Origin of the sequence: Streptomyces sp. NBC_00669 (assembly GCF_036226785.1) — a bacterium.
Taxonomy (GTDB): Bacteria; Actinomycetota; Actinomycetes; order Streptomycetales; family Streptomycetaceae; genus Actinacidiphila.
Genome location: NZ_CP109018.1, coordinates 4223337 through 4236283, shown reverse-complemented (window position 1 = coordinate 4236283; position 12947 = coordinate 4223337). Strand labels below are relative to the sequence as shown.

At 73.1% G+C, this 12947-nt stretch carries 11 protein-coding genes; 9 read left to right on the top strand and 2 right to left on the bottom strand.

Annotated features, from left to right (window positions below; translation table 11 throughout):
• The first annotated feature begins 34 nt into the window (after nucleotides 1–34).
• The 5 genes from OG896_RS17450 (at nucleotide 35) to OG896_RS17430 (ending at nucleotide 5278) form a co-directional block, all read left to right on the top strand.
• The gene (locus OG896_RS17450; protein WP_329366499.1) at nucleotides 35–1525 is read left to right on the top strand and encodes an MFS transporter; all 1491 of its coding nucleotides are present in this window, start codon (nucleotides 35–37) and stop codon (nucleotides 1523–1525) included.
• A gap of 296 nt (nucleotides 1526–1821) precedes the next feature.
• A complete protein-coding gene (locus tag OG896_RS17445) occupies nucleotides 1822–2337 on the top strand; it encodes a toxin-antitoxin system HicB family antitoxin (RefSeq protein WP_329366497.1) in 516 nt (171 codons plus the stop codon).
• 111 nt (nucleotides 2338–2448) lie between these two features.
• Nucleotides 2449–3291 (top strand): DUF4097 family beta strand repeat-containing protein, encoded by an 843-nt coding sequence (locus tag OG896_RS17440; protein WP_329366495.1) that lies wholly within the window; start codon nucleotides 2449–2451, stop codon nucleotides 3289–3291.
• A 212-nt stretch (nucleotides 3292–3503) separates the two neighbouring features.
• Nucleotides 3504–4493, top strand: coding sequence for an ATP-binding cassette domain-containing protein (locus OG896_RS17435; RefSeq protein ID WP_329374087.1), 990 nt, complete (start codon nucleotides 3504–3506; stop codon nucleotides 4491–4493).
• Nucleotides 4490–5278, top strand: coding sequence for an ABC transporter permease (locus tag OG896_RS17430; protein WP_329366493.1), 789 nt, complete (start codon nucleotides 4490–4492; stop codon nucleotides 5276–5278). The genes OG896_RS17435 and OG896_RS17430 overlap by 4 nt, the downstream gene beginning before the upstream one ends.
• An 85-nt stretch (nucleotides 5279–5363) precedes the next feature.
• Here OG896_RS17430 and OG896_RS17425 read toward each other — a convergent pair whose 3' ends face one another.
• The gene (locus OG896_RS17425) at nucleotides 5364–6890 is read right to left on the bottom strand and encodes a flavin monoamine oxidase family protein (RefSeq protein ID WP_443057255.1); all 1527 of its coding nucleotides are present in this window, start codon (nucleotides 6888–6890) and stop codon (nucleotides 5364–5366) included.
• A 406-nt stretch (nucleotides 6891–7296) separates the two neighbouring features.
• Between OG896_RS17425 and OG896_RS17420 the strand changes: the two genes are divergently transcribed.
• From OG896_RS17420 to OG896_RS17410, 3 genes are all read left to right on the top strand, one after another.
• Nucleotides 7297–7716 (top strand): YciI family protein, encoded by a 420-nt coding sequence (locus OG896_RS17420; RefSeq protein WP_329366489.1) that lies wholly within the window; start codon nucleotides 7297–7299, stop codon nucleotides 7714–7716.
• Nucleotides 7689–9167 carry an RNA polymerase sigma factor gene (locus OG896_RS17415; protein WP_329366487.1) on the top strand — a complete coding sequence of 493 codons (1479 nt, stop codon included), beginning with the start codon at nucleotides 7689–7691 and terminating at the stop codon, nucleotides 9165–9167. Before OG896_RS17420 ends, OG896_RS17415 begins: the two co-directional genes overlap by 28 nt.
• Nucleotides 9168–9348: 181 nt before the next feature.
• Nucleotides 9349–10191, top strand: a complete 843-nt coding sequence (locus tag OG896_RS17410) for a Gfo/Idh/MocA family oxidoreductase (RefSeq protein ID WP_329366486.1) — start codon at nucleotides 9349–9351, stop codon at nucleotides 10189–10191.
• A gap of 23 nt (nucleotides 10192–10214) precedes the next feature.
• On the opposite strand, the gene OG896_RS17405 is transcribed toward OG896_RS17410, so the two are convergent.
• On the bottom strand, nucleotides 10215–11300 hold the full coding sequence (locus OG896_RS17405; protein ID WP_329366484.1) for a DUF5937 family protein: 1086 nt from the start codon (nucleotides 11298–11300) through the stop codon (nucleotides 10215–10217).
• Between the two features lie 99 nt (nucleotides 11301–11399).
• On the opposite strand from OG896_RS17405, the gene OG896_RS17400 reads away from it, so the two are divergent.
• Entirely contained in the window at nucleotides 11400–12611 is a 1212-nt protein-coding gene (locus OG896_RS17400) for an MFS transporter (RefSeq protein WP_329366482.1), read from the top strand.
• Nucleotides 12612–12947: the final 336 nt, after the last annotated feature.

Here is a 12947-nt window from a genome sequence, read left to right as displayed (position 1 = left end):
GAAACACGCTCATCCCTCGGCGAAGGCGAGTCCCATGAATACGGAAACCGCGGCCCAGGGCACCGGTGCCAGGGGGTCCAGCCCTGCGGTGGAACCAGCGAACCGGACCCTCCCGGTGGTCCTGGTCGGCGTCGTGCTGGTGGCGATGTCGATCTCCGGTACGGCGGTGGCACTGCCGGACATCGGCGCCGACCTGGACGCGTCGGGGTCGGCCCTGAACTGGGTGGTCGGCGGCTACAACCTGGCCTTCGCGGCGACCACCCTGGTCGCCGGGTCGACCGCGGACCGTATCGGCCGCAGACGGGTCTTCGTCATGTCCGCCCTGGTCTTCGCCGTGGGGTTCGTCGTGACCGCCGCGAGCCCTTCGATCGTCGTCACCGACCTCGCCCGGGTCGTCTCCGGCGGCGGCGGCGCGGGTGTCATGGCCGCGGGAGGCGCGATCCTCGCCCACACCTACGACGGCGCGGCCCGTAACCGCGCGTTCGCGCTGATGGGCACCATGGCCGGGGTCGGCATCGCGGTCGGCCCGACGCTCGCCGGACTGCTGATCGCCGTCACCGGATGGCGCGGCGGCTTCGTCGTGTTCGCGCTCGTCGGTCTCGCCGTCGCCCTGGGCGCCCTGCGCCTTCGCGAGTCCCGCGCCCCGGGAGGGGCCGGCGACCCGGTGGGAAGCGTCCTGTTCATCACGGCGCTGACCCTCGTGATGTCCGCGGTCCTGCAAGGCCCCACGGCCGGGTGGGGCAACCCGCTCATCGTGTCCGCACTGGCCGCGGCCCTGCTGGTCCTGATCCTGTTCGCGCTCGTGCAACGGCGCAGCGCGATGCCCGTACTGGCGCCCTCGCTCGTGGCGAACCGCGGGTTCCTGGGGTGGAGCCTGGCCACGCTGACCACGTCCGTCGGGTTCCTCGGCGTGCTGGTCTTCCTGCCGACCTACCTCCAGACCGCCACCGGCATGTCTCCGGCGCTCGCCGGTGTCACGATGCTGCTCCTGACCGCGCCTGTCCTGTTCATGCCCCTGGTCGCCGTCGCCCTGATCGGCAAGGGCCGCTCGCCCCGGCTGCTCATCCTCGGCGCCCTGGTCCTCGTCGTCGCGGGGAACCTCTGGCTCACCGCGCTGCGGGGCCAGCACACGGTCGCCGTGATCGCCGTACCGCTGCTGATGATCGGTACCGGGATGGGCGCGTCCTTCGGCATCACCGACGGGCAGGCCATGAGCCTGGTCCCCCCGGAGTCGGTCGGCATGGCCGCGGGATTCCTCAACACGCTCCGGGGGGCGGCCGAAGCGCTGGTCATCGCCGGCTTCAGCGCATCCCTCCTCGGGCTGCTCACCCACCGGCTCAGCGACCGCCCCCACGCCGCCGCCGTCAGCTCCGGCCACCTCAGCGCCGACCGTCTCCACGCCACGGCGGAACTGTCCGCGCTCACCTGGTCCTGGCGCCTCACCCAACTGGGCGCCAGCGCCCTCTGCGCGGCGCTCACGATCACCGTCGCGATCCTGATCCGCCCCCGCGACCGCACCACCTGAGCCCTCCCGGCGCCGCCCTCTTGCGGCGGCGCCTCAGCCTCGCCCACACCACCCGGCGGTGGACGCGCGAGCGCGGGCGGGTGGTGGTGGGGGTGTCGTGTGGTGTCACGGGGTGCGAGGTGGTGCCAGTTGGTGCCATTCGTGTGCCGTCGTGGTGGCGGGGAGCCGGGTGGTGCCGCGCTGGCGCAGGCTGGCTCTGCTCGTTTCTGCAGGTGGGAGGGGTGGTTTGAGAGAGGTGGCGTCGTGGTGGGGTGAAGGGGTTGCGTGTGGCGCCACTGTGGTGCCATGATGGCGTCATGGATCTGAACCCGTATGTCGACGCCCTTCGTCGCGAACTTGCCGTGGCCGCCGAGGCCGGCGGGGAGGACGCCCGCGCGTTGGCCGAGCGGCTCACCGCTCCGCTGGAGTCGGCGACCCGGCTGGCCATGCTCAACGTGCTCTCCGCCGCGATGGACGAGGTCACCCGCGAGCTCGCCCCGGGCTCCGTCGACGTACGGCTGCGCGGGCTCGACCCGGACTTCGTGGTGACGCTGCCGCCCTCCGACAGCGGTCCCGCGGAGCCGGCCGCGCCCGTGGAACCGCTCAAGGGGCAGGCGCCCGACGACGGGGACGAGGGCGGCACCGCCCGCGTGAACCTGCGCCTGCCGGCGCACCTCAAGGCGCGTGCCGAGGAGGCCGCGAGCCGCGAGGGCCTGTCGGTCAACGCGTGGCTGGTCCGGGCCGTGTCGGCCGCGGTCGGCGGTGGCACGCAGCCGCGCAGGACGGAGAAGACCCGCACCATCGGACAGAGCTTCACCGGCTGGGTGCGCTGACCGCGCCCACGCCAACGCGCACCACCCGCACGCGCACTCACCCGCCCACTCCCACCCTTACCGCGTCCCACCAGCGCGGACGCCGAAACGACTCGCGAGGACGGTACAGCCATGCCTTCTTTCGACACCCCCGAACCGATCTCGGTCATCGCCCACGTGGGCGCCGGCTCCATCCAGTTCACCGCGGCCGACCGCACCGACACGGTCGTCGAGGTACGGCCGCGCGACCCGAAGCGGGACCGGGACGTGCGGGCCGCCGAGCAGACCGAAGTCACGTACGCGAGCGGCGTCCTGACCGTCAGGACGAAGCAGCGCTATCTCGTCGGGCCCACCGGCTCCGTCGACGTGATGGTCGACCTGCCCACCGGCTCGGGCGTGGAGGTGACCGGCTCCTGGACCCGGGTGCTCGGCGAGGGCCGGTTCGGCGAGGTCCGGGTGAAGACCTCGGGCGGTGACGTCCGCTTCGACACGACCGGGCCCGTCCAGTTGACCGCCTCGTACGGCGCGGTCACCATCGACCGGATCGAGGGCACGGCCGAGATCACCGCCAGCTTCGGCAGCCTGCGCGTCGGCACCATCGACGGCCCGGCCGTCCTGAAGAACTCGCACGGCGCCACGACCGTAGGCGCCGCGATCGGCGACCTGCGGGTGAGCGGTGCGCACGGCAACATCGACATCGCGCGCGCCGAGGGATCGGTCACCGCCACCACCGCCCACGGGGCCTTGGGGATCGCCGAAGTCGCGCGCGGAAAAGTCCAGTTGGACACGTCCTACGGGGCCATCGAGGTCGGCGTCCGCGAGGGCACCGCCGCCTGGCTCGACGTCAGCTCCGAGCACGGGCAGGTGCGCAACGCACTCGCCGAGGCCGGAGTCCCGCAGGAGACGGAGGACACCGTCGAGGTCCGCGCCCGGACCCGGTGGGGCAACATCGACGTGCGCCGCAGCCGGCTCTGAGCGCCCGCCCCGCGACCCTGCGTACCGGCTCCGCCACCCCTGAGCACCGCCGCCGCTGCCTGCCGACCCTGAGCACCGGCCCCGCCAACCCGCCCGCTCCGCACCGCGGTTAGCCCCTCACGCCTCACCCTTCACGCTCGCACCCCACCCCCGCCCCGCCACGCCTTGCCTCGCCTCGACTCGAACGGGAGAGCCCCATGGCTTCCTCTGTCATGCCCACGCCCAGGCATGCCGACCCCTATCCACCCGCCGCCATCTCCGCGCTCGGCCTGCGCAAGTCCTACGGGGACAAGCTCGTCCTCGACGGCATCGACCTGCGCATCCCGGCCGGCTCCGTCTTCGCCCTGCTCGGGCCGAACGGCGCCGGCAAGACCACCGTCGTCAACATCCTCTCCACCCTCATCACCGCCGACGCCGGCCAGGCCCAGGTCGCGGGCCACGACGTGAACGCGGCGCCGCACGGGGTGCGCGGCGCGATCGGCGTCACCGGCCAGTTCTCCGCCGTCGACAACCTGGTCACCGGCGAGGAGAACATGCTCCTCATGGCGGACCTGCACCACCTCCCCCGCCGCGAGGGCCGCCGCACCACCGCCGAACTGCTGGAGCGCTTCGACCTGGTGGAGGCCGCGAAGAAGCCCGCCTCCACCTACTCCGGCGGCATGAAGCGCCGTCTCGACATCGCCATGACCCTGGTCGGCGCCCCGCGGATCATCTTCCTTGACGAGCCGACCACCGGCCTCGACCCGCGCAGCCGCCACACCATGTGGGGGATCATCCGCGAGCTGGTCGCCGGCGGCGTGACCGTCTTCCTCACCACCCAGTACCTGGACGAGGCCGACGAACTCGCCGACCGCATCGCGGTGTTGAGCGACGGCACGATCGCCGCCGAAGGCAGCCCCGACGAGTTGAAGCGGCTCGTCCCGGGCGGGCACGTACGGCTGCGGTTCACCGACCCCTCCGCGTACCAGTCCGCCGCCGTCGCCCTGCGCGACGCCGCCAGGGACGACGCGGCGCTGTCACTGCAGATCCCGCACGACGGCGGCCAGCGCGCGCTGCGCGCCCTCCTCGACCGGCTGGACTCGGCCGGCGTCGAGGCGGACGAACTGTCCGTGCACACCCCCGACCTCGACGACGTGTTCTTCGCCCTGACCGGCGGCGCCGCGACGGGCGGGTCCGACCACCCCCAGGAGGAAGCCCGATGAGCTCGCTCTCCCTCGCCGTGCGCGACTCGAACACGATGCTGCGCCGCAACCTGCTGCACGTGCGGCGCTACCCGTCCCTGACCCTGAACCTGCTGCTCACGCCGCTGATGCTCCTGCTGCTGTTCGTCTACGTCTTCGGCGACGTGATGAGCGCGGGGATCGGTGGCGGCGCCGACCGCTCCGCGTACATCGCCTACATCGTGCCGGGCATCCTGATGATGACCGTCGGCAGCACCGTGGTCGGAGCGGCGGTCTCCATCGCCATGGACATGTCCGAGGGAGTCGTCGCCCGCTTCCGTACGATGGCGATCCACCGCGGCTCCGTGATCATCGGGCACGTCGTCGGGAGCGTGCTCCAGTCGCTGGCCAGCGCGGTCCTCGTCGGTGCCGTCGCCGTGGCGATCGGCTTCCGGTCCAAGGACGCCACGGCCCTGGAGTGGCTGGCGGCGTTCGGCCTGCTCGCGCTCTTCGCCCTGGCGCTCACCTGGATCGCGGTCGGGATGGGCATGGCCAGCCCGAACGCCGAGGCGGCCGGCAACAGCGCCACGCCGCTGGTCCTCCTCCCGCTCATCTCCAGCGCCTTCATCCCGGCCGACACGATGCCCGGCTGGTTCCGGCCGATCGCCGAGTACCAGCCGTTCACCCCGGCCATCGAGACCCTGCGCGGGCTCCTGCTGGGCACCGGGATCGGCGACAACTGGTGGGTCGCGCTGATCTGGTGCGTCGGCCTGACCGCACTCGGCTACCGCTGGTCGTCGGCGCTGTTCGACCGCGACCCGAAGTAGCGGCGGGGACCGGGCGGATACCCAGCGGGGTATCCGCCCGGCGCCGCGCGTGGCCCTCTCCCGGAAGGCGGCGCGGCTCCGGCGATCAGGCGAGGACGCGCTGGTGCAGCGCGGTGACCGCGTTGCGGGCCGAGGTGAACGCCCCGTGCTGCCACGCGTCCATGTAGCTCAGCCAGTCGCCGGCGAAGTAGACCCGGCCGTTGGGCTGGGTGAGCGGCTTGTACCGGGGGTCGTCCGGGCCGCCGGGGGTGCTGTGCCAGGCGGCTTCCTGGTAGGGGAACTGGCGCCAGTGATGCGAGAACGAACTGGCCAGCTCGGAACGGTACTTGGCGCCGTAGATCTTCACGCCGGCCGCCACCGCACGGGCTTCACGCTGGGCCGGGGTGAGCGGAGCGTAGGAGTCCGCGTTCGAACCGGTGTTGTAGTAGCCGATCATCAGGCCCCGCTCGCCGTGGAAGCCGTAGGAGGGGTGCCAGATGTGGGTGACGTCGAGGTCGGTCTCGGTGATGCCGCCGTAGATGCGGTAATCGGTCTCCCACCAGCGGGACTTGTACTCCAGGCCGATCTTGGCCGCGGACGACGGCTTGATCGCCTCCAGCGCGGACTGCACGCCGGAGCCGAGGTTGTGCGGGACCTTGGCCAGGATGTTGGGCGGCATCGCGGACACGCAGAAGTCCGCGGTGAGGCTGCGGGCACGGCCGTCGCGCTCGTAGGTGACGGTGACGCCGTGCTCGGTGTCGGTGATCCGCGTGACGGCGCTGCCGTACTGGATGCGGTGGCCGCCGACGGCACGAGCGAGCGCGTACGGTATTCGGTCCATGCCGCCGACCGGCTGGAACATCAGCATGGCCTGGTCGAACTCGAACTCGAAGGAGAAGTAGCGGCCGACGCCGGTGGCGAAGACGTCCGACGCCGACGGCACGTCGCCGGCCACCACGCCGGGTTGGCCCGCGGCACCGGGCCACACGCTGTATCCGCGCCGGGTGCTGCCGCTGTAGTCCAGGGTGTCGCCGAGGTCGCCGTAGTCCTTGAGGAAGTCCATCAGGCGCTCTTTGTCCGACCCGGTCAACTGCTGGTCGAGCGCGCCCTGGTCGGTGAGTTTGGCCAGGAGTTCGGTGGTGTAGCCGAACACGTCCGCCTTCGCCACGCGGTAGCGCATCGGGGCGGTCATGCCGGCGGACTCGTTGTAGAGGAAGGCGTCCGCGTTGACGTTCGTGAACACCTCGATGGGCACGCCCAGTTCGCGGCAGTAGTCGAGGGTGACCATCCACTGCGCGAGGCGGGCCGGGCCGGCGTTCATGTACTGGCCGTCGGAGAATCGGGCGGTCTGCTTGTTGCCGTACAGGTCGGTGGTGGTGGTGCCGCCGCGGATGGTGAAGTTGCGGCCGCCGGGGCGGTTTTGGGCTTCGAGGATCGTGCAGTCGTATCCGGCCTTGCCGAGTTCGTACGCGGTGGCGAGCCCGGCGATGCCGCCGCCGAGCACGACGACCTTCGCGGCGGCCCGCCCGGAGAGCGTGAAGTCGCCCTTGCGCGGCGCACGGTAGTTCGCGGCCTCCTGCCCGGCCGCCTCGGCCGTCTGGGTCAGGCCGAGCGCTCCCATGGTGGCGAGCATGGCACCCGCTCCGCCGGTGGCACCCACCGCACGCAAGAACGCACGTCGGTTGAACTGGGTCACTGTCATGTCCCCTTTCCTTCGCTGGCCGCAGCGGACTCTGGCAGCCGGCTGTTACGGAGGACCTCCTGTACGTGTGTCGTGCAGGCAACGTCCGCTTCGGCGGCGTCTGTTGAGGTGCGCCCGAAGGCCGGCCCGCGGCGGGCTCACGGGGCTCCGGGGGCGCGGTCGCGGACGTGCTCGCCCCGCTGCGGGACGAAGGCGCTTGCCCGAAGCGGACCGTTCGTGTTCGGCTGCCCTCTCGATCCGCTGCCTTCTCGATGCGCTGCCGTGTCGATCCGCGACGTCGCCGTTCGACCTGGGAGAGAGAGGGCCGATCGGCGACCCCCGAGCAAGGAGACCGACGATGGCGAAGTACATGCTGATCATGCGCGGCACCGACGAGTCCGTCGCGACGATGATGTCCACACCCTTCGAGGAGATGCTCTCGACCGTGGGGAGCTTCAACGAGGAGCTGATCCGGGCGGGCGTACTCGTGGCCGCCGAGGGGCTGGACGACCCGTCGCAGGGTGTGGTGGTCGACTTCGGCGGACCGGCCCCGGTGGTCACCGACGGTCCGTACGGCGAGACGAAGGAGCTGTTCGGCGGCTTCTACCTGATCGACGTCGCTTCCAAGGAGGAAGCCGTCGAGTGGGCCAAGCGCCTCCCGGCGGTGGCCGGCTCGAAGTGCGAGGTCCGCCGGGTGCCGGGCATCGACGAGTTTCCGCAGGACAACGAGTGGATCATCAGGGAGCGGGCGTGGCGGGAGCGGACCGGGCAGATCTGATGCCCGCGGGCGTCGGTGGCACTCCGGGGGCCGGCGGGACGCCAGGCGTCGGTGGCGCGTCGGGAGTCGGCGGCACACCAGGTGTCGGCGGGACACCTGGGGTCGGCAGCACACCACGTGTCGGCAGCACACCACGTGTCGGCGGCACACCTGGTCTCGACGGCACGCGGCGCGCCGAGGCGGCGCGGCGGGCCGCCTCGGCCGTCTGGCGGATCGAGTCCGCGCGGATCGTCGGTGCGCTGGCCCGCTTCACCGGGGACTTCGCGCTCGCCGAGGACGTCGCGCAGGAGGCGCTGGCGGAGGCCCTCGTCACCTGGTCGCGCGACGGCGCGCCGGCCGAGCCGGTGGGCTGGTTGCTGGCGACCGCGCGGCGGCGGGCCATCGACGCCTTCCGCCGCAGGTCGGCGCTGGACGAGCGGTACGCCCTGCTCGCGGGCCAACTGGGCGAGGGCCAGTTCAGTTCGGGCGGGCGGGCCGCGCCCGGCCGGCCGGACGACCTGCCGTGGGACCCCGACCGGATCGACGACGACGTCCTCGCGCTGATGTTCACCGCCTGCCACCCGGTGCTCTCGCCCGAGGCCCGGGTGGCGCTCACCCTGCGGGTGGTGGGCGGCCTGTCCAGCGAGGAGATCGCCCGCGCGTTCCTCGTGCCCACCCCGACCGTCCAGGCCCGGATCACCCGGGCGAAGAAGACGATCGCCGCGGCGCGCGTACCGTTCGCGCTGCCGCCGCCCGAGGAGCGGCGCGAGCGGCTCGGCGCCGTCCTCAGCGTCCTGTACGTGATCTTCACGGAGGGCTCGACGGCGACGACCGGCGACCGCCTGCTGCGCCCCGACCTGGCGTACGAGGCCGTCCGGTTGGCCCGGACGCTGGCCGCGCTGCTCCCCGCCGAGCCGGAGGTGTACGGCCTGCTCGCGCTGTTCGAGCTCACCGCCGCGCGCTTTCCGGCGCGTACTGGGCCCGACGGGCAGGCGGTGCTCCTGGAGGACCAGGACCGGCGCCTGTGGGACCGGTCGGCGGTCCGCCGCGGTCTGGCCGCGCTCGGCCGGGCCACGAGCGCCGGGCGGGGCCTCGGACCGTACGGCCTCCAGGCGGCGATCGCGGTCTGCCACGACACGGCGCCCTCGGTGCGGGAGACCGACTGGGAGCGCGTCGTGCTCCTCTACGAGGCGCTCGGCCGGGTGGCCCCCTCACCCGTGGTCGAGCTCAACCGGGCCGTGGCCGTCGCGATGGCGAGCGGACCGCGGCGGGCGCTGCGCGTGGTGGACGAACTGGCCTCCTCCGGCGCCCTGTCGGGGTCGCACCTGCTCCCGAGCGTGCGGGGCGAACTGCTCACCCGGCTCGGCCGGACCGCCGAGGCCCGGGCCGAGCTGGAACTCGCCGCCCGGCTGTGCCGCAACGCCCGCGAGCGGTCCGTACTGCTGGGCAAGGCGGCCGCGTTGGGGCGATGACCGTCCGCCCGGCGGCGCGGCCGAGGAGCCGATCGCAGGGCGGTGCGCGGAACAACACGCGGAACAGCGCGCGGAACGACACCCGGAACGACACCCGGAACGACGCGCGCAGCAGCGCGCGGAACGGTGCCTCGGTCGGTGCCCGCGGAACGCCCCGAGCGGCTTCCCGGATGATGGAGCCATGCGCATCGGCATCATCGGCACGGAGAGCAGCCACGTCGACCACATCGTCGACCACCTCAACGTCAAGGCCCTGGGCGACGGCGCCCGCGTGGTGGCGCTGAGCGGCGGCGCCTCGCGGCGCAACGAACTCCTGCGGGCCAAGGGCGCGGTGGAGCGGATCGTCGACGCGCCCACCGACCTGCTGGGCCTGGTCGACGCGGTGATGGTCACCGACCGGGACGGCGGCCTGCACCGCGCCCACGCCGTGCCGTTCCTCCAGCAGGGCCTGCCGGTCTTCGTGGACAAGCCGCTCGCCTGCGACGTGGCGGACGCGGAGGCGATCATCGCGGCCGCCCGCGCGCACGACGCCCCGCTCACCTCGTACTCGGCGCTGCGCTGGCTGCCCGACACCGACGCCCTCGCCGCCGAGGCGGCGGCCCAGGGCGCGGCGCAGGTCGTCGTCGCATCCGGCCCGGCCGACCCGGACAGCCCGTACGGCGGCGTCTTCTTCTACGGCGTCCACGCGGTGGACGTGGCGCTGCGGCTGGCTCCCGGCGCGCTCGGCGACATCCGCGTCGAACGCTCCGCGACGGCCATCACGGCGACGGCCGTCGCGGGCGCCACCCGCGTCGTGGTCAACCTGGTGCGCCCCACCGAGACCGCGCAGATCCCCTTCCACGCCATGGTCGTCTCACGCGAGGCCATCGCCCAGCGCACCCTGCCCCTCGACGACCACTACCTGCTCCCCGGCCTCCAGACGTTCCTGCGCATGGCCCGCACGGGCACACCGCCGCTGTCCTACGACGACCTGCTGCGCCCGGTGCGCTTCCTCCACGAGGTGGCCACGACCCTCCCCGGCTGACCCGCCTCGCTCGGTACGCGGGGTCAGCGCAGCACCGCCGCCACGAGGTCCGCGCCCAGCGTTGTCGCGGCGGTGAGATCGAGTGCGTAGTGGACGTAGCGGCCGCGGCGTCGGGAGGTGAGCAGGCCGGCCCGGCGCAGCAGGGCCAGGTGGCGGGAGACCTCGGGCGGGGTCAGGCCCCAGGCGTCCGCCAGTTCGCCGGTGGTGTGGGGGCCGCGGGCGAGGGTGCGTACCAGCCGCAGCCGGACCGGGTGGGCCAGTGCCTCCAGCCGCAGCCGGACCGTCTCCAGCGGCACCGCCCCGGACGTGCCGCGTTCCGCGACCGGATACTGCAGGGTGGGTCGGCGGCCGGCGGTGTGCACCGCGACGAGGTGCGGATGCCCGAACACGCTGGGGATGAACGTGACGCCCGATCCGCGCGCGCTGCTCGCGTTGTCCTGCAACTTGTCCACGAGGATGCGCTCGCCGTCGCGGTCCAGGGTGACGGCCGCCGATACCGAGGCCAGGGCGGAGCCGAGTCCCTGCCGGGCCCTGAGATCGGCCTTGAGGCGTATATCCGCCGCCAGTTGGGTGGCGACGCCGGGCCAGGCGGCATCGAAGAACGCCTCGCCGCATTGCTCGAGCGTCTCGCGCACCCGGGCCCGGACGCCGGTCGGGTCCGCCAGGAGACGTTCGGCGAACGCCTCCTGGAGTGTGCCCCGTGCCTGCGCCCGGTCCAGGGCACGCGCACGGGCCCCGGCGTCGGCGAGCGGGGACGGCCCGGCGAAGAACAGGCGGCTGCTGCCGCAGGTCGTGATCAGCGCGGAGGTCACGTAGGCGTCGTCATCGAGGTGGTCGACGTCGTCGAGTTCCTCGACGAGGGTCGCCCGCGGCCGGGCCGGCAGCAGGAAATCCGCGCGCGACGACCGCCACAGGAACTCGGCCTCCCGCAGCCGCTCCGCCAGCTCCGGACGCAGCGCGGCTCGGACACCCGCGGACCACGCCGCCAGATGCGGGTGATGCTCCGGAGCGGCGAGCACATGCAGCATTGCCGTCAGCTCGGCGAGCGGCGAGGCGGCGAAGCACAGCCGTTCCGGCGGCACTCCGGCGATGTCGATGCGCAGAGTCACCCGCCCATCATCGCCGGTCGACGAGGTCGGCGCGGTCCCGGTTGACGCGAACCGTCAACCGGCGTGACCGGCCGGGGCGCGGCCGCGCACGGTGACGGCATGACGATCACCATGCCCCGCGGACTCGTTCAGGCATCCGGGGGTCCCCGCTACACCGTCGCCCTGGCCGTGGACGCGCTCGGCACCGGCCTGCTGCGGCCGTTCCTGCTGCTCTACGGGATCAAGGTGCTGGGGCTGTCCGCCACGACCACCGGCATCGCCATGACGGCGGGCATCGTCACCGGTCTGGCCTGCACGCCCGCACTCGGCCGCTGGCTGGACCGGGGCGCGCGCAGCGACGCCGTGGCCGCGGCCATGCTGGTACGCGTCCTCGGCGTGGTGCTGTTGCTGGCCGCCCCCAGCGGAAGCCCGGGGATGTTCGCGGCCGCCGCGCTCTTCCTCGGCATCGGCAACCAGGCGTGGCCCGCGGCGCACGCCGCACTCGTGACCACCGTCTCCAGCGGCCGTACCCGCGACGCCGCCCTGGCCGCCGCGCGGTCAGTGCGCAACGCGGGGATGGGCGTCGGCGCGCTGGTCGCCACCGCCTGCCTGGCCGGTGGCACTCCGGCCCTCAAAGCGCTGGCCGCGGCCACCGCGGTCGGTTACGCGACGGCGGCGGCGCTGGCGTGGTCGGTCCATGTCTCCGCCGCTCCGCCGACCCGCCCGGCCCCCTCTGCGCCGGCCGCGCCCGCTCCGTCCATGAGCACGGTTCTCCTGGCCAACGTCGTCCTCGCCTTCTGCCTCAACGTCCCCGAAGTCGCCCTTCCCCTGGTCCTGGCGACCCAGGTACGCGCCTCCCCGGTCTGGTCGGCGGGAATCTTCGTCATCAACACGGTGCTGGTGGTCGCCCTGCAAGTCGGTGTGACCGTCAGGATGTCCCGCTTCCCCCGCCACATCACCCTGATGACGGCCGGGATGGTCCTCACCCTGTCCTACCTCGGCTTTCTCCTGGCGACTCCGCTGCGCCACGGCCTGGCCGCACCCGTGATCACCGCGGTGTCCGTCCTGTGCACCCTCGGCGAGGTCCTCTACGCGGGCAGCGCCACCGCGCTCGTCGCAGCCACCGCACCGCCGCACGCGCTGGGCCGGGCGCTGGCCCGGCTCCAGCTCTCCAGCGGCCTCGGCCTTGCGATCTCCCCGGCCGTCATGACCTCCCTCGCCGCCCACGGCGCCGCCACTCTCTGGGGCTCCCTCGCCGTCGCGACGCTGCTGGCCGCGACGGCCGTCGGCTCGGTGGCCCCGCAAGCCCGACCGACTCTCACCCCCGAGTGAGCACCAGCGAACCGGGGCGGGCGAAGGACCGGAACCCGCGCGGGAGGCCAGCCGTCGCTCGTATGTCGCGGCCGCGCCGGTGAGCGACGCGCGGGCTTCCGAAGTGCCCGCTGGACCAGCGTCGTTGGTGTCCGTGGCCGACTTGTTCACGCGGGGTGGCCTCCGACGCCCAGGACTTCAGGACCCCGACGAAACCCGCGGGTCGGTCAGTGGGAACCGGCTGGAGTGCCAGTTCCAGGCCTCAGCTCGCCATGTCGTCGGGAACCGAGCCGGAAACGCGATGTCGGACGCGACGTCGAGCCCCGAGCCCTCGTTCCGGTGCGCGGCCGACCGGTG